General features: G+C 71.6%; 12 protein-coding genes. 9 read left to right on the top strand and 3 right to left on the bottom strand.

Features of this window, described 5'->3' with window-relative positions:
• Positions 1 to 4: 4 nt before the first annotated feature.
• Complete coding sequence (locus tag IG84_RS0122085; protein ID WP_051862214.1) at positions 5 to 1381, bottom strand: cell division protein PerM; 1377 nt, start codon at positions 1379 to 1381, stop codon at positions 5 to 7.
• A gap of 159 nt (positions 1382 to 1540) precedes the next feature.
• Here IG84_RS0122085 and IG84_RS0122080 point away from each other — a divergent pair, with 159 nt between their 5' ends.
• The gene (locus tag IG84_RS0122080; RefSeq protein ID WP_051862212.1) at positions 1541 to 2326 is read left to right on the top strand and encodes an RNA polymerase sigma factor; all 786 of its coding nucleotides are present in this window, start codon (positions 1541 to 1543) and stop codon (positions 2324 to 2326) included.
• Positions 2327 to 2442: 116 nt separating this feature from the next.
• Here IG84_RS0122080 and sucD read toward each other — a convergent pair whose 3' ends face one another.
• Positions 2443 to 3327, bottom strand: a complete 885-nt coding sequence (sucD, locus tag IG84_RS0122075) for a succinate--CoA ligase subunit alpha (RefSeq protein WP_031059906.1) — start codon at positions 3325 to 3327, stop codon at positions 2443 to 2445.
• Between the two features lie 21 nt (positions 3328 to 3348).
• Entirely contained in the window at positions 3349 to 4527 is a 1179-nt protein-coding gene (sucC, locus tag IG84_RS0122070; protein ID WP_031059904.1) for an ADP-forming succinate--CoA ligase subunit beta, read from the bottom strand.
• Positions 4528 to 5235: 708 nt separating this feature from the next.
• Here sucC and IG84_RS0122065 point away from each other — a divergent pair.
• From IG84_RS0122065 to IG84_RS0122030, 8 genes are read left to right on the top strand one after another with little or no spacing between them, the layout of a single operon-like run.
• Positions 5236 to 7083 (top strand): phage tail sheath C-terminal domain-containing protein, encoded by a 1848-nt coding sequence (locus IG84_RS0122065; RefSeq protein WP_031059901.1) that lies wholly within the window; start codon positions 5236 to 5238, stop codon positions 7081 to 7083.
• Positions 7084 to 7127: 44 nt separating this feature from the next.
• Positions 7128 to 7652 (top strand): phage tail protein, encoded by a 525-nt coding sequence (locus tag IG84_RS0122060; RefSeq protein WP_030254205.1) that lies wholly within the window; start codon positions 7128 to 7130, stop codon positions 7650 to 7652.
• A 48-nt stretch (positions 7653 to 7700) separates the two neighbouring features.
• Positions 7701 to 8456 carry a T4 family baseplate hub assembly chaperone gene (locus IG84_RS0122055; protein ID WP_031059898.1) on the top strand — a complete coding sequence of 252 codons (756 nt, stop codon included), beginning with the start codon at positions 7701 to 7703 and terminating at the stop codon, positions 8454 to 8456.
• Positions 8449 to 9195 (top strand): hypothetical protein, encoded by a 747-nt coding sequence (locus IG84_RS0122050; RefSeq protein WP_031059896.1) that lies wholly within the window; start codon positions 8449 to 8451, stop codon positions 9193 to 9195. The genes IG84_RS0122055 and IG84_RS0122050 overlap by 8 nt, the downstream gene beginning before the upstream one ends.
• 46 nt (positions 9196 to 9241) lie before the next feature.
• Positions 9242 to 10138: a Pvc16 family protein gene (locus tag IG84_RS38135; protein ID WP_051862205.1), complete on the top strand. Its 897-nt coding sequence runs from the start codon at positions 9242 to 9244 to the stop codon at positions 10136 to 10138.
• Between the two features lie 33 nt (positions 10139 to 10171).
• Positions 10172 to 12244: an ATP-binding protein gene (locus IG84_RS0122040; protein ID WP_031059891.1), complete on the top strand. Its 2073-nt coding sequence runs from the start codon at positions 10172 to 10174 to the stop codon at positions 12242 to 12244.
• On the top strand, positions 12235 to 12588 hold the full coding sequence (locus IG84_RS0122035; RefSeq protein ID WP_245659509.1) for a hypothetical protein: 354 nt from the start codon (positions 12235 to 12237) through the stop codon (positions 12586 to 12588). The genes IG84_RS0122040 and IG84_RS0122035 overlap by 10 nt, the downstream gene beginning before the upstream one ends.
• A complete protein-coding gene (locus IG84_RS0122030; protein WP_051862203.1) occupies positions 12585 to 19508 on the top strand; it encodes an eCIS core domain-containing protein in 6924 nt (2307 codons plus the stop codon). The genes IG84_RS0122035 and IG84_RS0122030 overlap by 4 nt, the downstream gene beginning before the upstream one ends.
• The last annotated feature ends 9 nt before the right edge of the window (positions 19509 to 19517 follow it).

Here is a 19517-nt window from a genome sequence, read left to right as displayed (position 1 = left end):
GGGGTCACGAGCGGCGCTTCGCCAGCGGCGAGCGGCCGAGCGTGCGCCACAGATGCCACTCGCGCAGGACGAGCGCGCCCGGTACGGCGACGGCCGCCGTCCAGCCGGCCGCCGCCGCGCCCGTGAGCCACCAGCTCGGGCCGACGTGCCGGAGCGCGGCGGTGCCGAGCGCGCCGCCCGCCGCGCCCGCGAGCACCGCGGCCCCGGCCCCGCACATCAGTGCCGCGAGCGCCGCGACCGTGGCGGTGGCCCGGCGGTTCCAGCGCAGCAGCCGGGCCTCGGGCCCGCGCGCGGCCGCCGCGGCGCGCGCGGGCCGCGCCGCGTACCACGCGGCGGCCGCCCCCGCCGCGACGGGCCCGACGGCCGCCGCCCAGGTCAGCGGGGACCCGGCGGCCTCCTGCGGGACCGCGCCGAGCAGGGGGAAGGGCGGCAGGCCCGCCGGGTAGCCGACGGCGCCGAGCGGGCCGACCGCGCTGCCGGCGCCGAGTGTGAAGCCGGGGCCCAGCGCGTACGCGGCGCCCCAGACGGCCGCGTTTGGCAGCAGCAGGAGGCAGACCAGCAGGACCGTGCCGCGGCCGGGCCAGTCCGGGGCGACGTGCAGGAGGCTGTGACGCACGGCGCCCGCGTGCCACACCACGCCGGTCAGGACCAGCAGCGCGCCCGTGGCGAGCAGCACCGCGCCGGCCGCGCAGGCGGCGCGCAGCGCGGCGGCGCGCCGGGGCGGGGCGAGTGCCGCGCGCACGCCGGGCGGCAGTCCGGCCCAGGCCCGCCGGGCGCGCGCGGGCAGTGGCAGTACGGCGCGCAGCCCGACCGTGCGCGCCGCCGCCACGGCCACCGCGCCCGCGGCGGTGAGCGGTACGCACAGCAGCGCGCTGACCGGCGCGACTCGCAGCGCCCCGGACGCCGCGTACGCCACGGCGGCCGCGGCGGTCAGCAGGTATCCGCCGAGGAACCGGCCGAGCACGGCGCCGGGGGAAGCGGGGCGGCGCAGCGGTCCCGTGCCGCGCGCATGCCGTCGCGGCCCGCCGTCCGCCGCCGACAGGGCGCGCTGGGCGCAGCGGTACAGCAGCCATACGGGCACGGCGACGAGGAGCAGCGGCGTCACGCCCACCGGCACGGCGGCCGCGCCGGGCCCCGCGGTCCGTACGAGGTCGGCGCCGTGCGCGAGCAGCCACAGGTCGGCGGCGATGTGCAGCGCGCCGGAGGGGCTGCCGGCGGCCGGCGCCGGCGCGGCGATCCACAGGAGGAGGACGGAGACGGTGCAGACGCCGAGGCCCAGCCCGGCGGTCACCATCCCCGCGAGGAGCGCGCCGCCGGTCGTGGTGGCGGGCTGCGCGGCGGCCCCGCCCGGCGTGGCCGCCGTCGGTCCGTTGTCGGTCATCTGGCTCACGCCGCCATGCTGCCAACAACACCCGTTTCCACTACGCAGCGGGCGAATGCCGGACGTGTCGCCCAAGATACGTTTATGGGATTTACAACCCGGACAGCCCGAAAGTCCCAGCAGCCCCGGCGGGCCGGTGAGGGTCCCGGCCCGGCTGACGTGCCGTCACCCGCGACCGGTGACGCGCCGTCACCCGCGGCCGCCTTCGACGCGCTGTACGTCCGGCACGCACCGGCGCTCGCCCGGCAGGCGTTCCTCCTCACCGGCCGGCCGCGCCTCTCCCGCGAGGCCGTCGAGTGGGGCTTCCAGCTCGCCTGGCAGCGCTGGCCGGAGGTGGCCACGGACCACGACCCGGCCGGCTGGGTGCGGGCCGCGACCCACGAGTACGCGCTCTCCCCCTGGCACCGCTTTCGCCCCAGCACCTGCCGGTCCCCCGTGAAGGCGGCGGGCAGCGGGCGGCCCGATCCGCTGCTGGCCGCCCTGCTGCGGCTGCCCGCGCCCTACCGCCGCGCCCTGCTGCTGCACGACGCCGTCGGCCTGGAGCTGCCCGAGGCCGCGGCCGAGATCGAGGCGAGCACGCCGGCCGCGCGCGGGCGGCTCACGCACGCCCGCGAGGCGCTGGCCGGGCGGCTTCCGGAGCTGGGGCTGGCCGGCGCGCCGCCGGCCCGGCAGCGGGAGATCCTGTGCGAGCGGCTGGCGCAACTGGCGGACGCGCACCCGGTACGGACGGCGTCGGCGCGTGCCGTACGGACCGGCAGCGAGCGCAGCACCCGGCGGATGACGCGCAGCGCGATCGGGCTGACCGGGCTGATCGTGGCGGTCACGGCCGCCTCCTTGTGGGCGGGCACCGGCGAGCGGTACGTCCAGCCGCCCGTGCCGCCCGGCGCGCCCGCGGCCCCGGCCGGCGACGCGCACGCCGAGCACGACCCGCAGCACCGCCCCTGACGCGCGGCCCCGTACACACGAACGCGGACCCGTACACCCCCCAAGGGAGTACGGGTCCGCGCTCGGAAAACTACGCGCACACCACGTCAGGGACGCAGTGCCGCGCCGCGCCGGATTCAGCCGGCGAGCAGCTCGCGGGCGAGCTCGGCGGTCTCGGTCGGGGTCTTGCCGACCTTGACACCGGCGGCCTCGAGGGCCTCCTTCTTCGCCTGGGCGGTGCCCGAGGAGCCGGAGACGATGGCGCCGGCGTGGCCCATGGTCTTGCCCTCGGGGGCGGTGAAGCCCGCGACGTAGCCGACGACCGGCTTGGTGACGTTGGCCTTGATGTAGTCGGCCGCACGCTCCTCGGCGTCGCCGCCGATCTCGCCGATCATGACGATCAGGTCGGTGTCGGGGTCCGCCTCGAACGCCTCGAGGGCGTCGATGTGGGTGGTGCCGATGACCGGGTCGCCACCGATGCCGACGGCCGACGAGAAGCCGATGTCACGGAGCTCGTACATCATCTGGTACGTCAGCGTGCCGGACTTCGAGACCAGGCCGATGCGGCCCGGCTTCGTGATGTCGCCCGGGATGATGCCGGCGTTGGACTGGCCCGGGGTGATGAGACCGGGGCAGTTCGGGCCGATGATGCGGGTCTTGTTGCCCTTGGCCTTCGCGTACGCCCAGAAGGCGGCGGAGTCGTGGACGGCGATGCCCTCGGTGATCACGACGGCGAGCGGGATCTCGGCGTCGATGGCCTCGACGACGGCGGCCTTGGAGAAGGCCGGCGGCACGAAGAGGACGGAGACGTTGGCGCCCGTCTTCTCCATGGCCTCCTTGACCGAGCCGAAGACCGGTACGGAGGTGCCGTCGAAGTCGACCTCGGTGCCGGCCTTGCGCGGGTTCACGCCGCCGACGATGTTCGTGCCGTCACCCAGCATGAGCTTGGTGTGCTTCATGCCCGTGGCACCGGTCATGCCCTGGACGATGACCTTGCTGTCCTTGTTGAGGAAGATAGCCATTGTTCTGGAGTCCCTCTTCCCTTACTTCGCAGCCGCGAGCTCGGCGGCCTTGTCGGCCGCGCCGTCCATGGTGTCCACGCGCTGCACGAGCGGGTGGTTCGCGTCCGACAGGATCTTGCGACCCAGCTCCGCGTTGTTGCCGTCCAGGCGGACGACGAGCGGCTTGTTGACGTCCTCACCCTTGGACTTCAGCAGCTCCAGGGCCTGCACGATGCCGTTGGCGACCTCGTCACAGGCGGTGATGCCGCCGAAGACGTTGACGAACACGGACTTGACGTCCGGGTCGCCGAGGATGATCTCCAGGCCGTTCGCCATGACCTCGGCGGAGGCGCCGCCACCGATGTCGAGGAAGTTGGCGGGCTTGACGCCGGAGTGCTTCTCACCGGCGTACGCGACGACGTCCAGGGTGCTCATGACGAGACCCGCGCCGTTGCCGATGATGCCGACCTGGCCGTCGAGCTTGACGTAGTTCAGGCCCTTGGCCTTGGCGGCAGCCTCGAGCGGGTTGGCTGCGGCCTTGTCCTCGAGGGCCTCGTGCTCCGGCTGGCGGAACTCGGCGTTGGCGTCCAGGGACACCTTGCCGTCCAGCGCCAGGATGTCGCCGGAGGCGACCTTGGCCAGCGGGTTGACCTCGACGAGGAGCGCGTCCTCGGCGACGAAGGTGTCCCACAGGGTCACCATGACCTCGGCGACCTTCTCGGCCACGGCCTCCGGGAACTTCGCCTGGGCGACGATCTCGCGGGCCTTCTCGATGGTCACACCCTCGTTGGAGTCGACCGGAACCTTCGCGAGGGCCTCGGGGGTCTTCTCCGCGACCTCCTCGATGTCCATGCCGCCCTGCACCGAGGCCATGGCCAGGAAGGTGCGGTTGGTGCGGTCGAGGAGGTACGAGACGTAGTACTCCTCGAGGATTTCCGGAGCGGTCTCCGCGATCATCACCTTGTGGACCGTGTGGCCCTTGATGTCCATCCCGAGGATGTCCGTCGCGCGAGCGACGGCCTCGTCCGGGGTCGCGGCCAGCTTCACGCCGCCGGCCTTGCCGCGGCCGCCGACCTTCACCTGGGCCTTGACGACCGACTTGCCGCCAAGACGCTCGGTCGCCTCGCGGGCCGCCTCAGGCGTGTCAATGACTTCACCGGCCAGCACCGGTACACCGTGCTTGGCGAAGAGGTCCCTCGCCTGGTACTCGAACAGGTCCACGCGCGTCCGTCCCTTTGCTAATCAAGTAGCCCGCGAGTCGTGGTGATCGCGGATTCGTTGTCTGCGCGGGCGTGCCGCGAAGGCAGGGTGACAACGCAGTCACAGCAAGGGCGTACATCGTCAGCCGGTACGCGGCATGTCCGTCTCGCAGGTTATCCCCGCGGCAGCGACCCTCCTAAATCACAGATCACACTGCGGCGGTGATTACTGTCACAGATCACGCGGACGGAGGCTCGCGTCACGCCGGCCGGCCGGACTCGGCCGGATCTCGACGGTGGCCCGCACCACCTCCTCACACGGAGTACACCCCTCCGCTGCCGGACCTCCCCGCGCGGCGGGCAACCCGCGCCCGGTATGCACCGGCGCGCCCCGCTCACGGGCGGTACGGCCCGGACACCCACCGCAGTCGCCCGCTTACCGGCTCGTTCCGGCCCACACAACTCCTTCGCAAAAGCTGACCGGAACGCGTCCTTGACCCTCCAACTCACAGCCTTGGAGACTGCGTTGTGCACTTACGCATCAGGAGTCACAGGCCACTGTCACAAGCGGCGGCCTGGTCCCGGAAGACCGAAACTCGCCGGGGCGGACGGGGGAGACTGATGAGCAGTGCGCGGCCGCGTAGGGGCGCGGTGGCGTCGGCTTGGCCACCTCCTCCCCACCTCCCTCTTGGTGCCCTCTTACTCGGTGCCTGAAGGGATTGGAGGGGGAATGCCGACAAACGCGACCTATCCCGGCGTCTACGTCGAAGAGCTTCCCAGCAGCGTCCGCAACATCTCCACCGTCACCACCTCGGTGACCGCCTTTGTGGGACACACTCGGCGGGGTCCGCTCAACCACCCGGTGCGCGTCACCAGCTTCGCCGACTTCGAGCGCCGCTTCGGCGGCCTGACCTCGAAGAGTCCGCTGAGCTACGCCGTGCACCAGTTCTTCGGCAACGGCGGCACCGTCGCCGTGATCGTCCGGGCCGTCAAGGCAGGCACCGGCGAAGAGGCATGCGTCACCCTGGAGTCCACCGAGGGGCACAGCGAGTGCCCGGTGCTGGAGGTGCACGCCAAGGAGCCCGGCATCTGGGGCGACGGCCTGCGCGTGGCCGTCGACCACGACACCACCGCCTGCGAGGAGACCTTCAACCTCCAGGTCCTCGACGCCAAGGGCACGGCCCGCGAGTCCTACGGCAACCTGTCCATGGACCCCGAGAGCGGCCGGTACGCCGAGACGGTGATCAACGCCGGCTCCCAGCTCATCCGCGTCAAGGTCCTCGACGAGGGGCGCCCCGACCCTTCCGGCACGGTCTCCAAGCCGTTCGCGCACGAGCTGCCCGACCTGGCCGTGGACCTCACCGTCAAGATCGGCGAGGTGGAGCGCGAGTTCACGCTCTACGACCCGGACCAGGACGGCGAGGCACCCTGCACCGTCACCGAGCTCGCCCTCCTCCTGGAGCGCAAGCTGCGCGCGCTGCCGGACGCCCCGGGCAAGCACGCCTTCGCGGGGGCCGAGGTCACCGCCTTCGGCCGCCGCCTCCAGGTGGTCGCCGGGTCGGCCGACCCCGAGGACGTGGTGCGGTTCGTCGGCGAGTGCGCCAACGACCTGGGCCTGGAGGCATCGGTCAACCCGCCGGTCTTCCCGCTCTCCGGCGGCGTGGACGGCGACGCGCCGGGCCCGCGCGACATCATCGGCAGCGAGGCCCGCAAGACCGGCCTGCAGGCGCTGCGCGACGTCGACGACGTGAACCTGCTGTCGCTGCCGGAGCTCTCCGCGTACGAGAACACCGAGGACATGGTCACGGTGCTCTCCGCCGCCGAGCGGCTCTGCCGGGAGCGGCGGATCTTCCACCTCGTGGACGCGCCCTCGACCTGGGTCTCCGTGGACTCCGCGCGGGCCGGCATCGGCGCCCTGGACTCGGTCCGCGGCAACCACTCCGGGCTGTACTTCCCGCACCTCCAGCTCACCGACCCGCTCACCGGCCGGCTGCGCACCTTCCCGCCGTCCGGCGCCATCGCGGGCGTGATCGCCCGTACGGACGGCGAGCGCGGCGTGTGGAAGGCGCCGGCGGGCACCGAGGCGCGCCTGGCGGGCGTGCACTCTCTCTCGGTCAAGCTCACCGACCGGGAGAACGGCCTGCTCAACCCGCTGGGCATCAACTGCCTGCGGACCTTCCCGATGGTCGGCCCGGTGGTCTGGGGCGCCCGCACGCTGCAGGGCGCCGACGCGCTGGACAGCGAGTGGAAGTACGTACCGGTCCGCCGCCTCGCGCTGCACGTCGAGGAGTCCCTGCTGCGCGGCCTGCAGTGGGTGGTCTTCGAGCCCAACAACGAGCAGCTCTGGCAGCAGATCCGGCTCAACGCCTCGTCGTACCTGCACGGCCTCTTCCAGCAGGGCGCCTTCAAGGGCGGCACGCCGCGCGAGGCGTACTTCGTCAAGTGCGACAAGGACACCACGACCGCGGAGGACATCGACAACGGCATCGTCAACGTCGTCGTCGGCATCGCGCCGGTCAAGCCCGCGGAGTTCGTGATCGTCAAGATCCAGCAGATGGCCGGGCAGTTCGAGCTCTAGCCGCGCATCCGTCAGCGAAGGAACCTAGGCAACGAAGGAAACCGATGGCTGAGTTCACCATCAACGCCCATCGCTTCGACCCGTACAAGAACTTCAAGTTCCTGGTCCTGTGGGACGGTCGGACGGTCGCGGGCATCAGCAAGATATCCCCGCTCAAGCGCACCACCGAGGTCGTCAAGCACCGGCACGGCGGCGACCCCAGCTCGCCGCGGAAGTCGCCCGGTCGCTCGGAGTTCGAGGGCATCACCCTGGAGCGCGGGGTCACCCACGACCCGGAGTTCGACCGCTGGGCCAACAAGGTCTGGCAGGTCGGCGCCGGTCTGGGCTCGGAGGTGTCGCTCGCGGACTTCCGCAAGGACATCGTCATCCAGGTCCTGAACGAGGCCGGTCAGGTCGCCGTCTCGCACAAGATCTACCGGGCCTGGCCGAGCGAGTACCAGGTGCTCGGCGAGATGGACGCCAACGCCAACGCGGTGGCGATCCAGAGCCTGAAGCTGGAGTGCGAGGGCTGGGAGCGGGACTACGAGGTCGAGGAGCCGCAGGAGCCCTCGTTCACGCACCCCGCCTGACCCCACCCCGTACGCGAGACACCTGAGCACCACCGGACGAGGTGAGGAATGGCGGTCACCGGGCCCGCTGAGCTGCTGGCCACCTGGGAGGCCGGGCTGGCCCTCCAGGACAGCGGCCGTGCCCTGCTGCTGCACCGCGCCGCCCGCCCCGAGGCCGGCACCGACGCACTGCTGTCGGTGCCGGCCGGGGAGCGGGCCGCCGACCTGTTCGCGCTGCGCCGCGCGCTCTTCGGCGAGCGCATGCAGGTCAAGCTGGCGTGCGCGGACCCGGAGTGCGGCGAGGCGATGGAGTTCGAGCTGGACGCGGCCGAGCTGGGCGCGGTCCGGCCGGCCCCGCCCGAGGACGGCCTGCGGGTCGCCGAGGACGGCTGGTCGGTGACGTTCCGGCTGCCCGCCGTCGCCGACCTCACCGAGGCCGCGGCCGCCGCCACGGACGCGGCGGACGCCCGGCGGCTGCTGGGTGCGCGCTGCGTGCTCACGGCGGTACGGGACGGCCGTACGACGGCGGAGGAGGAGTACGCCCGGCTGCCGGAGGCGGTACTGAAACGGTTCGCCGAGGCGGTCGAGCAGGCCGACCCCGGCGCCGAGGTGACGCTGAACATCGCCTGCCCCGAGTGCGGCGCGGCCACCCCGGCCGAGCTGGACATCGCCGCCTACCTGTGGACCGAACTGGACGCCTGGGCACGCGACGTGCTCCTGGACGTCCACCTGCTCGCCTCCGCCTACGGCTGGAGCGAGCCCGAGATCCTGGCGCTCAGCCCGCTGCGGCGCCGCTACTACCTGGAGCTGTGCGCAGATGTCTGACGACTACTTGGGGCGGCTGGTGGCGCGGTACGCCCCGGTTCGGCACGCGCTGCCGGGCGCGCCCGGCGTGGGTACGGGATCGGCCCGGCGCACGCTCGTACAGCCGCGCCTGCCCGGCCCCTTCGAGCGCATCGAGTCACTGGGCGGCGCGCCCGCCGAGCCGCACGCCCCGGCCGCGCGGAATCCGTACGCTCCGCTGACCGCTCCCTCCGAACAGCTCCGCGTCGAGCGGGAGATCAGGACCACCGAACGCGAGACGACCGTGCTGCGGCCCGAGGCCACGCGCCCGGACGCCGTGGTCCCTGCCGAGCGTCCCGTACGGCCGACGGCCCCGCTGCTGCGGCCCGCCGCCCGGCCGGAACCGGGCCCGCGGCCCGCGGCACCCGAGGGGCAGCGCCTTGGAACGCGGCGTGCGGGCGGCCGTCCGGAGGAGCCGGGGGCGCCCCGGCCGGCGGCCACGCCTCTGCGCCCGGACACGGACGCCGCCCCGCGCGCCGTGGCGCCCGCGCTGCGCCCCCGTACGGAGGTGCCGACGGCACGCGACACGGCACGCGCGGCCGCCGGGCGACGCGGGCAGCGGCCGGCCGAGCGCGTCGTGCACGTACAGATCGGACGGCTGGAGGTCAGCGCAGCCGGGCCGGACCGGCCGGCGACGGGCGCACGGGCGGGCCGCGCCGACCGCCGGGGGCCTGCCCTGAGCCTCGCCGACTACCTGGCTCGCGGGGAGAGGACGAGCTGACGGGCATGGCCACGACGACTTCACGGACTTCACCGGGACTGAACTCATGAGCAACGCACTCGCCGTCGCGACGGTCACCCAGGCCCTTGCGCTGCTGATCGAACACAATCTGCACCCCGAGATCGACATGGCCGTCTCGGTGGAGACCCGCAAGCCGCCGGCCGACCCGCCGACGGACCCGACGGTCACCGTCTTCTGCTACCAGGTCACGCACAACCCCTCCATGCGCAACAACGACCTGGTCACCCGCGCCCCCGACGGCACGCTGCTGAAGCGCTCCGCGGCGGCGCTGGACCTGCACTACGTGATCAGCGCGTACGGCGAGGAGACGGAGCTGGTCGGGCAGCGCCTGATCGGCAGCGTCGTGCGCACGCTGCACGAGATCCCGGTACTGCCCAAGGAGCTGATCGCGGAGGCGGCGCAGCGCCCGTACCTGGACGGCAGCGACCTCGCGGAGTCCCTGCAGAAGGTCCGCTTCACGCCGACCCAGATGGACGTCGACGAGACGTCGAAGCTGTGGGGGATGCTGCACAACACGCCGTACTCCCTGTCGGTGGTGTACCAGGCATCGCTGGTCCTGCTGGACGGCCACGAGAAGCCGGCACCGGCGAAGCCGGTCAGGAGGCCGGAGGTACGGGTGGCGCCGTTCGGGGCGCCGGGGGCGCCGGAGCGGCCGTCTCTGGGGGACGCGCCGGCTTCGGCGGGTGCGCCGGCTGAGGGCGCCGTGCCCGCGCCGGCTCGGCCCGAGGCTCTTTCGGAGGCCCCTTCCGAGGCGGTGAAGAGGCCCGCGAAGAAGGCGGCGGCTCCCGCACCGGACAAGCGGGACGAGGCCCAGGGCGACGCCAAGTCCGCTACCACGCCCACGCGTTCGCGTACCCGTACCCGCAAGTCCACCGGCGGCGCCAAGGGCGCCACACGTACCGACGACGGCAAGGAGAGCTGAGGCAGGGTGCGCGAGACGGGGGCGGAACAGCACATGGGCAGCGGCAACGGACCGGGCGCCGCGGGCGACGGCGCGGACGACGGCGCCGTGCTCGCCGCTGCCGTGCGTTCCGTACTGGCGCGCCTGGACGCCCATGCCGCGCGGGCACGTACGGGCAGTACGGACGCCTCGCCCGCCGGGGACGCGGCAGAGGCCACGGGCCCGGCGGACTCGGCTGAGGCGGCTGAGTCGACGGCCGAACCGGCCCGTTCCGCCGTCGCACCCGCGCCCGCTCCCGCGCCCGTCGCGGCGCCCCGCTCCCCCGCCACCCCGCGCGCCCTCGAAGCGCTCGCCGCCTGCTTCGGCCTCAGCAGCTTCGAGCAGGAGCTCGTCCTGCTGGCCGCGGCGGCCGAGCTCGACCCCACCACCGCCGCCCGCTGCGCCGCGGCGAGCGGCGACCCCACCCGTACGTACCCGACGTTCTCGCTCGCCCTGGCCGTCCTCGGCGACCCGCACTGGAGCGCCCTCACGCCCGTGGCGCCGCTCCGCCGCTGGCGTCTGATCGAGCTGGACGACGAGACCCGGCTGACCACCACCCGTCTCCGCCTCGACGAGCGCATCCTGCACTTCCTGGTCGGCACGCCGTACCTGGACGCCAGGCTGCACGGCCTGCTCACCCGCACCACCGCGCCCGCGTCCCTGCCGCCCTCGTACGATGCCGCCGCCGACCGCGTCGCCGCGGGCTGGTCCGGTGCCGGCCCCGAAGCGCCCCTCCGCGTCGAGCTGGTCGGCGCCGACCTGCGCACCCGCGCCGACATCGCGGCCACCGCGGCGCGCCGGTCCGGCCTCGGTCTGTACTCCATGGCCGCCGACGACATCCCCACCGACGCCGCCGAACGCGACCGTCTCGCCCGCCTCTGGCAGCGCGAGGCGATCCTGCTGCCCGCCGCCCTCCTGATCGAGACGGGCGAGCTGGACCGCGAACAGCACGCGGCCGCCGACGCGTTCATCGCGGGCGCCGCCGTACCGCTGGTCGTCTCCAGCCAGGACCCGCGCCGGACCGGCCGGCCCCGCGGCGAACGCGTCACCGTCCCCAAGCTCTCCGACGAGGAACACCTCGGCCTCTGGACCGACGCCTTCGCCGACGTCCCCGAGGTGACCGACCAGCATGTGCGGTCCCTCGTCGCACAGTTCCAGCTCCCCCCGCACGTCGTGCGCCAGGCCGCCGCGACCGTACGCCGCGACCTGCCGCACTCCGACGTGCTGGACGGCGCGGAACTCGCCTGGCAGGCCGGCCTCACTGAGGCCCGGATGGGCCTGGACGAACTGGGCCGCCGCATCGAACCGCGCGCCGGCTGGGACGACCTCGTACTCGCCGACCGCCAGCTCCGCATCCTCCAGGAGATCGTCGCGCACGTACGCCGGCGCAGCACGGTCTACCAGGACTGGGGCTTCGCGAAGGCCCTCCGCAGCGGCCTCGGCGTCACGGCCCTCTTCGCGGGCGGCTCCGGCACGGGCAAGACCCTGGCCGCCGAGGTCATGGCCAAGGAACTGGGCCTCGACCTCTTCATCATCGATCTCTCCCAGGTCGTCAGCAAATACATCGGCGAGACCGAGAAAAACCTCAGCCGGGTCTTCGACGCGGCCGAACGAGGCGGCGCCCTGCTCCTCTTCGACGAGGCGGACGCGCTCTTCGGCAAGCGCAGCGAGGTAAAAGACAGCCACGACCGCTACGCCAACCTGGAGGTCAGCTACCTCCTCATGCGCATGGAGGCATACCGCGGCCTGGCGGTCCTGACCACCAACATGAAGAAGGCCCTCGACTCGGCCTTCATGCGCCGCATCCGCTTCGTCGTCGACTTCCCCTTCCCGGGCGAGAGCGAGCGCGCCGAAATCTGGCGCCGCGTCCTGCCGCCCCAGGCCCCCACGAAGGGCATCGATCCGGCGCTGCTCGCGCAGTTGACGGTCGCCGGCGGCTCGATCCGCAACATCGCCCTCTCGGGGGCCTTCCTCGCCGCCGAGGAGGGCGACCACCTCCAGATGCGCCACATGCTGGCCGCGGCGCGCACCGAATACCTGAAGCTGGAACGCTCCTTGACCCCGTCGGAGGTCCACGGATGGGTCTGAACGAGCCCGGTTACGAGCCCGGTGACGAGGGCGCGGCGGCGCGGGTCTCCCGCCGCACGGAGAACGAGGCCCCGCGCTCCTTTCGTATCGACATCGGTGAGTTGGTCCTCGACGGCTTCGACTCCCGCGTCGATCCCGACCGTGTGATGACGTCCTTCCAGCGCGAGCTGACCCGTCTCGTACAGGAACGCGGCGTACCACTGGCCGCCGACGGCTCCCCGGTCTCGCTCGACGGGCTCGCCGGGCTGCCGCCCCTCCCCCGTACGACGTCACCGGCCCGCCTGGGCGAGGCCCTGGCCCGCTCGGTCCACGCCGGCCTGACCGGACGAGGTGAGGCCCGATGAGCACGAGCCAGTCGTCGGCGTCGCAGGACCAGTCCACCGCCGCCGAAAAACGCCGCAAGCGCAGGGAACGCAACGCCAAATCCCGTACCCCGGAACCCAAGGACATCGTCAGCGGCGCCGGCCAGCCCCTCGACCTGAGCGTCCGCCGCGACCTCGAAGAACAGCTCGGCCACGACTTCAGCCAGGTCCGCCTCCACACGGACCGCGAGTCCGGGCAGTTGGCGGAGCTGATGGGCGCCGACGCCTTCGCCGTCGGCCAGGACATCTTCTTCCGCGAGGGCACGTACCGCCCCGGTACGGCGGACGGGCAGCGCCTGCTCGCCCACGAGCTGCTCCACACGGTCCAGAACCCGCACGGCCTGGGCGCCCTCCGCGCCGGCCGCGACCTGGGCTCGGTGAGCCTCCCGCAGGAGACGATCGAGCGAGAGGCGGAGTCGGCGGCGCAGGAGTCGGTACTGGGGGCGATGCGGGACTCGGTACGCGCGGAGGAACCGGCAGCCGCCGAGGTCGAGGAGGGCCGGGCGACGCCGGGGTGGCTGCGGTACGCGACGGTGGACGCGGACCGTTCCCGTATGGAGAAGCTGGACCCGGCCACGCTGGTGGACCGGCTGGCGAACGGCGTCGTCCGGTCGCTGCGCGGCGACCCGGAGGACCGGTCCAAGCGCACCCGTATGCAACTGGCGCGCCTGCCGGAGGAGCTGCAGGACTCGGTTCTGGAGCGTCTGGAGACCCGGCTGCTCGGCTCGGAGCACGACCGGGTGCTCGACCTCGTCCAGGAGATCGAGACGCAGGGCGACCTCGGGGCCGACGCCGCCGAGTGGGCGGCGCAGGATGCCCCCGCGGTGGAGCCGGACATGGCCGACGACCTGCGCATCGAGCGGGACAGCGAGCGCCGCGCGGCCAAGGAGGAGCAGGCCCGGCAGGAGAAGCCCGCCCCGGCGCCCGGCCCCGAGAAGGACCGTGCCGAGGCGCGGCCCACGCCCGGTAGTACGCCCCGGAACGGCGGCACGCCGCAGAGCGGGAGCACCCCGCAGGGCGGGAGTGCGCCGCGCGGCGGGCAGGAGTCCGAGGCGGGCGCGGGCAAGGACGGTGCCTCGTCCGCCGGGAAGGAACAGCCGGGCTCCGCCGGAGGCGCGGCCGCCGAGAAGAAGGAGTCGTCGTCGGGCACGGCGGCCGAGGGCGGCAAGGAAGACGGTCAGCAGAAGTCCGGGAGTGCCCAGGAGGGCCAGAAGGACGGCGCGGACAAGAAGAGCGGCGACGGCGGGAAAAGCGGGGACGACAAGAAGAGCGGGGAGGACAAGAAGGGCGCGGCGGGCAAGGAGGAGACCGAACAGCGGGGCGCGGCGGCCGCGAGCAAGGAGGAGTCCGCGGCGAAGAACCGCCCGGAAGCCGCCGAGCAGCACGCGGCGGGACAGCAGGTGAAGCAGGAGGACAAGGGCGGTAAGGACAAGCCCGAGGGCTCCCCCACCACGGCGGGCAGGGACACCGAGCTGCCCGGCAGGACCAGCAGGCTCGACGGCGTACGCAACCAGGACCTCGACGGTCCCGAAGAGGCGGCCGACGACGACCCGTTCGGCTCCGGCAGCGCGTCGGAGGTGGAGGTCGGCGGCGCCGAGAAGAGCGCCTGGGACACCAAGCTCCAGCCGGAGGACTTCCTGCCCGAGCAGGACCTCGACGTGTCCGGGGTGCCGACGGCGGACACACTCGACCCCTCCTCGTCGGACGACCGGTCCGTGCCCTCCTTCCCCGCTCCGCCGCCGACCAGGGCCGACAAGGTGCAGGCCGAGCGGGACGCGGAGGACGCCGAGGACGAAGCGGCCGAGGCCGAGCCGGAGGAGGCCGAGGCCGAGGCCCCCCTGGAGTCCGAGCCGTCGGTGGAGACCGAGGGCGGGCCCGACGACGCGTTCTCCGGTGACCCGGACGCGGAGCGCATGGCCGACTCCCGGCCGGGCGCGGGCACCCCGTCGAAGGACCCGAAGAGCGGGGACGACCCGAAGGCCGGGCCCGTCGCCGCGCAGAAGGCGGTACAGGAGTCACCGGGAAGGGCGGACGGCGGCGGCGAGGAGAAGGAGTCCGCCGCCAAGGAGGAGAAGGGCACCAAGGCCGGCGGCGACAAGGCCAAGGATGGCCAGGAGAAGGAGTCCCAGAAGGCCGCGGGCGGCAAGTCCGCGGCGCCTGAGACGGCAGGCAAGGGCGACGAACCGAAGAAGGACGAGCAGAAGAACGACGGCCAGAAGAAGGCGGAGCCGGCCACCGCGGAAAAGGGCGGCGGCGACACGGCGGGCAAGGGCGAGGACAAGGCCGGCGCGGACGGCAAGGACTCGGACAGCAAGTCGCCGTCGCCCGCGCGGGATTCGCACACCACGGGCGGCTCGAACGCGGATACGCCGGGGGGCGCGAGCAGCGAGGCGTCCTCCGGGGCGCAGGGCGGGCAGTCGCAAGGCGCCCACTCGGAGGGTGCCGGCTCGCAGAGCGCCGCCCCGGAGAGCGGCAAGGAGCCGGCGGCGAAGGAACCGGCGAAGCCGTCCGCGGCCGCGCCGAAGGAAGCCCCGGCGCCGCCGAAGACACCCAAGGAAGAGCCGGGCGCCAAGGAGGAGCCGGGCGCGAAGTCCGCCGTGCCCAAGGCGGCTCCCGCGCCCAAGGCACCCCGTGGCGGCGGTGGGGGCGGAGGCGGCAAGGGCAGCGCACCGGCCAAGGGGAAGAAGAAGGACTCGGGTCCCGCACCGAACCTCTCCCAGGTCTCCCCCGAGGCCGGCCTGTCCTCGGCCTCACGGCTCAAGCCCCACAAGGCGCTTGAGGCCATGGGCGGCGTGGGCGGCTCGGTGGACCGCACGGTCGGCGACGAACACAAGCAGCTCGCCGCGGCACCGCCGAACATGCAGCGCCCGGCAGGCGCGCCCCAGACCCTGGAGGGGAAGCCCAAGGCGGACGCACCGGCGCAGTACTCCCAGGATCCGGCACAGAAGTCCGACGCGCCCAAGGACGAGAAGGCCGAGGTCAAGGGCGAGAAGAAGCCCGAGGGACAGATCGAGGCGGAGAAGGCGGAGGAGCCCAGCGGCTGGGACACCTTCAAGATGGCCCTCGGCTTCGGTGTCGGCTGGGTCGCGGAGAAGCTCGGCTTCAAGGTGGACAAGGAGGAGCTGGCCGCCAAGTTCGCGGGGCTCCCGACGAAGGACGAGGCCCTGAAGCAGGCCCAGGCGGGCAACGCGCCGGGCGTGAACATGCAGGGCGCTGCCGACGAGAAGGCCGGTGAGCAGGGCCAGGCGGTCGACGCCAAGGGCGAGGAGACCGTCACGACGGGCCGTGACGACGCCGGGCGCACGATGGGCGAGAACCAGGTCTACCCCAATGCCCCCAAGGAGGAGCTGAAGGGCAAGGTGCCCGGCCGCGAGGGCGGCAAGGGCGGGGTGCGCACGGGCAAGGCGTCGACGGGGGCGGTACCGGCCGAGGCGGCGTCGACCGTGGCGGAGCACGACCGGAAGCCGCAGTTCCAGCAGGCGTTCAGCAAGGGCCACAAGGAGATGTCCGACGGTCGCCAGACCAAGGACAAGAACTTCCGCCAGTCGCAGGCGAAGCACAGGCAGCAGGTCGCCGGCGAGGTGGCCAAGAACACCGCGGACCAGTCGGGCGAGCGCGCGAAGGCCCAGTCGGAGGTCACGTCGCAGCGCGCCGACTGGCGCACGGAGCAGGACAAGGAGCTCAAGAAGCTCGGTACGAAGAAGAACGAGAAGCGCGACAAGGTCCGCAAGGACGTCAAGGACCGGGAAAAGAAGACCGACGACGACACGGAGAAGGAAAAGAAGGACAGCGACAAGAAGATCAAGGAAAAGGGCGACAAGGCCGAGACCGACGCCAAGCAGAAGACCGACAACGCGGCCAAGGACTCGGGCAACTGGCTCACGAAGGCGTTCGACTGGCTCAAGGAGAAGGTCCTAGAGATCAAGAACGCGATCGTCCGGATCATCCGGGAGGCGCGTGAAGCAGTCGTCAACTTCATCAAGAACTTCAAGGAGAACGTCGAACGCTGGATCAACGAGGCGCGCAAGTGGATCGTCGACACGGTCAAGAACCTGATCAATGACCTGATCGAGTTCGCGAAGAACATGGTCAAGGCGATCATTGACCTCGCCAACCGCATCCGGAAATTCATCACGAACCTGATAGCGGCGGCCATAGCCCTCGTCACGAAGCTGGCGGCACTCCTCAAAAAGGTCATCACAGACCTCCTCAACCGCATCGCCAAGCTCCTCAGCGACATCCTGAACGTCCTGAAGAAGATGCTCGTGGACGTCATCAAGGCGGTCGTGGACGCGATCAAGACCGTCCTGGAGTACGCGTCCAAACTCCTGGGCGCACTGGGCGAGTTCATGATGATCGCGATCGACTTCATGGACGACCCCGGCGGCTGGCTGAGCGGCGCGAAGAACTCGGCGGTCGACGGCGCGAAGAACCACTTGTTCCGCGAGGTGCAGGCGGCGGTCAAATCGTGGTTCCAGTCGAAGATCGAGGAGATCATCGGCGTCCCGAAGGCGATCATCCAGAAGCTCATCAAGGGCGGCTTCACCCTGGAGAAGATCGTGAAAGAGACGTGGGACGCCATCGTGCCCATGCTCCCCTTCATCATCGGCGAAATCGTCATCACCAAGGTCATCGCCAAACTGATCCCCGGCGCGGGCTGGGTCATGGCGGTCATCGACGCGATCCGCACGGCGATCGGTGCCCTGAGCGAGATCCTGCGCGCGATCGGCGCGGTCATCGAGTGGCTGAAGGCGGTACGCCAGGGCGGCGCGGGCGTCCTCTTCGCCAAGGCGGTGGCAGCCGGCATCGTCGCCCTCCTGGAACTGGCCTACGAGGCCCTCCTCAACGGCATCGGCAAGTACGTCGCGAAGGTGGGCCGCCGCCTGAAGGCCGTGGCGGCGAAGCTCGGCAAGGGAGACAAGGGCGGCGGGGGCGGCCGGCAGAGCGGTGCGGGGGACGACCAGAGGCCCCACACAGGCGGCAAGAAGGAACAGCCGAGCTCCGACCGGGACGCCCCCCGCCCCACCTCCGCCCTCCCGAAGCCGGGCAAGGGCACCGGCCCGGACACCAGGCCGAACGCGAAGCCGCACCCGAAGGCCGACCCGAACAAGCCGACCACGAAGTCCCCGGCCAAGGACACGGCTCCGGGCAAGCCGAAGAACGACAAGCCCGAACCGGCCAAGCCCAAGGACCAGGACGGCCCCGCCAGGCCCAAGGACGACAAGGACGCTCCGAGCAGGCCCAAGAACACGGACAAGCCGGGCCGCCCGAAGGGCGACAAGGACGCCCCCGGAAAGCCCCTGTCCAAGGACTCCGACAAGCCGGACACCCGCCCGACCCCGGCCCCGAAGCCCAAGCCGAAGGCAGAACCCCAGCCGAAGCCCAAGCCCGACCCGGACACCAAGCCGAAGCCGAAGGACACGAACGGCAAGGCTCCGGACAAGCCCAAGGACGACAAGGACGCCCCGGGCAAACCGAAGGACGGCGACAAGGACACCCCGAACAAGCCCAAGGACCAGGACCCCACAAAGCCGAAGGATCCCAACAAGCCCAAGGACAAGGACGCGGACGGCAAGAAGCCCAAACCCCGGGACGACAAGGCCGGCCCCGCCCGCACCAAGCCGAAGCCCGACAAGGACAGCCCCGGCAAGCCCCGCAACCCCAAGCCGTCCCACAAGGGCCCCGGCAAGCCGAAGCCCCGGCCCGACAAGGCCGGCCCGGGCAGGCCCAAGACCAAGCCGGAAAAGCAGAAGCAGAAGCAGAAGGAGGGCTCCCACGACGACCTGGGCAAGAGACTTGCCCTCATCACCGCGCGCATACGCGCCAGGCTGCTTCCGCTGCTCGACGAAGACGGCATGTGGGAAAAGAGCTTCGACCCGTTGCTCACCGCGATGAAGAACCACTACCGGCTCACCAGCCTGCGGGGTATCGGCGACCCGGACGTGAACGTTGTGGCCACGCTCAACCCTTCCTCCATACCGGTGAGGGCCAAGCGCTGGCGCGACCGCCATCTCAGGCAACCGAAGATCGCGCTGAAGCAGCTGCGCGAGGACGAGATGCCGAAACCGGATCTGCCGGCCTTCAACGGCAACCAGGCAAGCTCCATGGAGGCGCGGTTCCTCAGTCGCTCAGTGCGAGGCACAGGCGAAGAGCCGGGCCCCCACAGCAACCCACCTGGTTGGGATTACGTGGCGTCGAAGGGTCTCTCCGGGGGGTCTGCCTGGGTGCGCATGCACCTGCTCCCGGAAAAACTCGGAGGCATGGCATCCAACAACAATTTGGTTCCGGCACCCGGGCCTTCAGTGAACACGCCGATGAACTCCGATCTCGAAAACTTCGCTTACGCTGACACCGAAGGCAAGAGAGACATGATCTGGTACAAGTCCGTTGTCTCCTTCCACCCCATACAGAAGGACAGCGCGGGGCAACTCCTCAAGGGCTTCCCTGAACAGATCACCTCCAGCTACGGCGAATACGACCACATCAAAGGAACCGGGAAGAACCGGGGCGACTGGAAAGCCCACACGACGGCCAAGAAGACCAATCCCATCGGGGGCATACGACTGCCCTCCGCGGACGAGCACACAAAACTCCTCATCAATTCCGCACGAGCCAAGACCATCACCAACCGCCTCGGCGGAAATGGGGACGCGACCCGCCCCTGGGGACAGATTGCCCGCTATATCGCCGGACTGGACACGAGCGGCAAGGCGAAAACCACCACTAAGTACGGCCGTGAAGTACCGGACGGCCACCCGCACTACTACTCGGTTTCCGATGTGCGACGGTACCTGGACACCAGAAAGGGAAGCATGTCGGTCGAGGTGCGGCGGCTGATCAACCCCGCGCTCGCAAAACTCAAACAGCTTGCCAAAGAAGACAAGATCGACTGGAAGAACTAGCCGGGGAGG

This window comes from Streptomyces ochraceiscleroticus (genome assembly GCF_000720485.1).
Taxonomy (GTDB): Bacteria; Actinomycetota; Actinomycetes; order Streptomycetales; family Streptomycetaceae; genus Streptomyces; species Streptomyces ochraceiscleroticus.
This window is presented reverse-complemented; position numbering and strand designations above follow the sequence as displayed.

Excerpts from the sequence above, each read along its gene's own strand:
- IG84_RS0122085 (WP_051862214.1), bottom strand. The coding sequence starts at position 1,381 with ATGACCGACAACGGACCGACGGCGGCCACGCCGGGCGGGGCCGCCGCG.
- sucD (WP_031059906.1), bottom strand. The coding sequence starts at position 3,327 with ATGGCTATCTTCCTCAACAAGGACAGCAAGGTCATCGTCCAGGGCATG.
- IG84_RS0122065 (WP_031059901.1), top strand. The coding sequence starts at position 5,236 with ATGCCGACAAACGCGACCTATCCCGGCGTCTACGTCGAAGAGCTTCCC.
- IG84_RS0122060 (WP_030254205.1), top strand. The coding sequence starts at position 7,128 with ATGGCTGAGTTCACCATCAACGCCCATCGCTTCGACCCGTACAAGAAC.
- IG84_RS0122055 (WP_031059898.1), top strand. The coding sequence starts at position 7,701 with ATGGCGGTCACCGGGCCCGCTGAGCTGCTGGCCACCTGGGAGGCCGGG.
- IG84_RS0122050 (WP_031059896.1), top strand. The coding sequence starts at position 8,449 with ATGTCTGACGACTACTTGGGGCGGCTGGTGGCGCGGTACGCCCCGGTT.
- IG84_RS38135 (WP_051862205.1), top strand. The coding sequence starts at position 9,242 with ATGAGCAACGCACTCGCCGTCGCGACGGTCACCCAGGCCCTTGCGCTG.
- IG84_RS0122040 (WP_031059891.1), top strand. The coding sequence starts at position 10,172 with ATGGGCAGCGGCAACGGACCGGGCGCCGCGGGCGACGGCGCGGACGAC.
- IG84_RS0122035 (WP_245659509.1), top strand. The coding sequence starts at position 12,235 with ATGGGTCTGAACGAGCCCGGTTACGAGCCCGGTGACGAGGGCGCGGCG.
- IG84_RS0122030 (WP_051862203.1), top strand. The coding sequence starts at position 12,585 with ATGAGCACGAGCCAGTCGTCGGCGTCGCAGGACCAGTCCACCGCCGCC.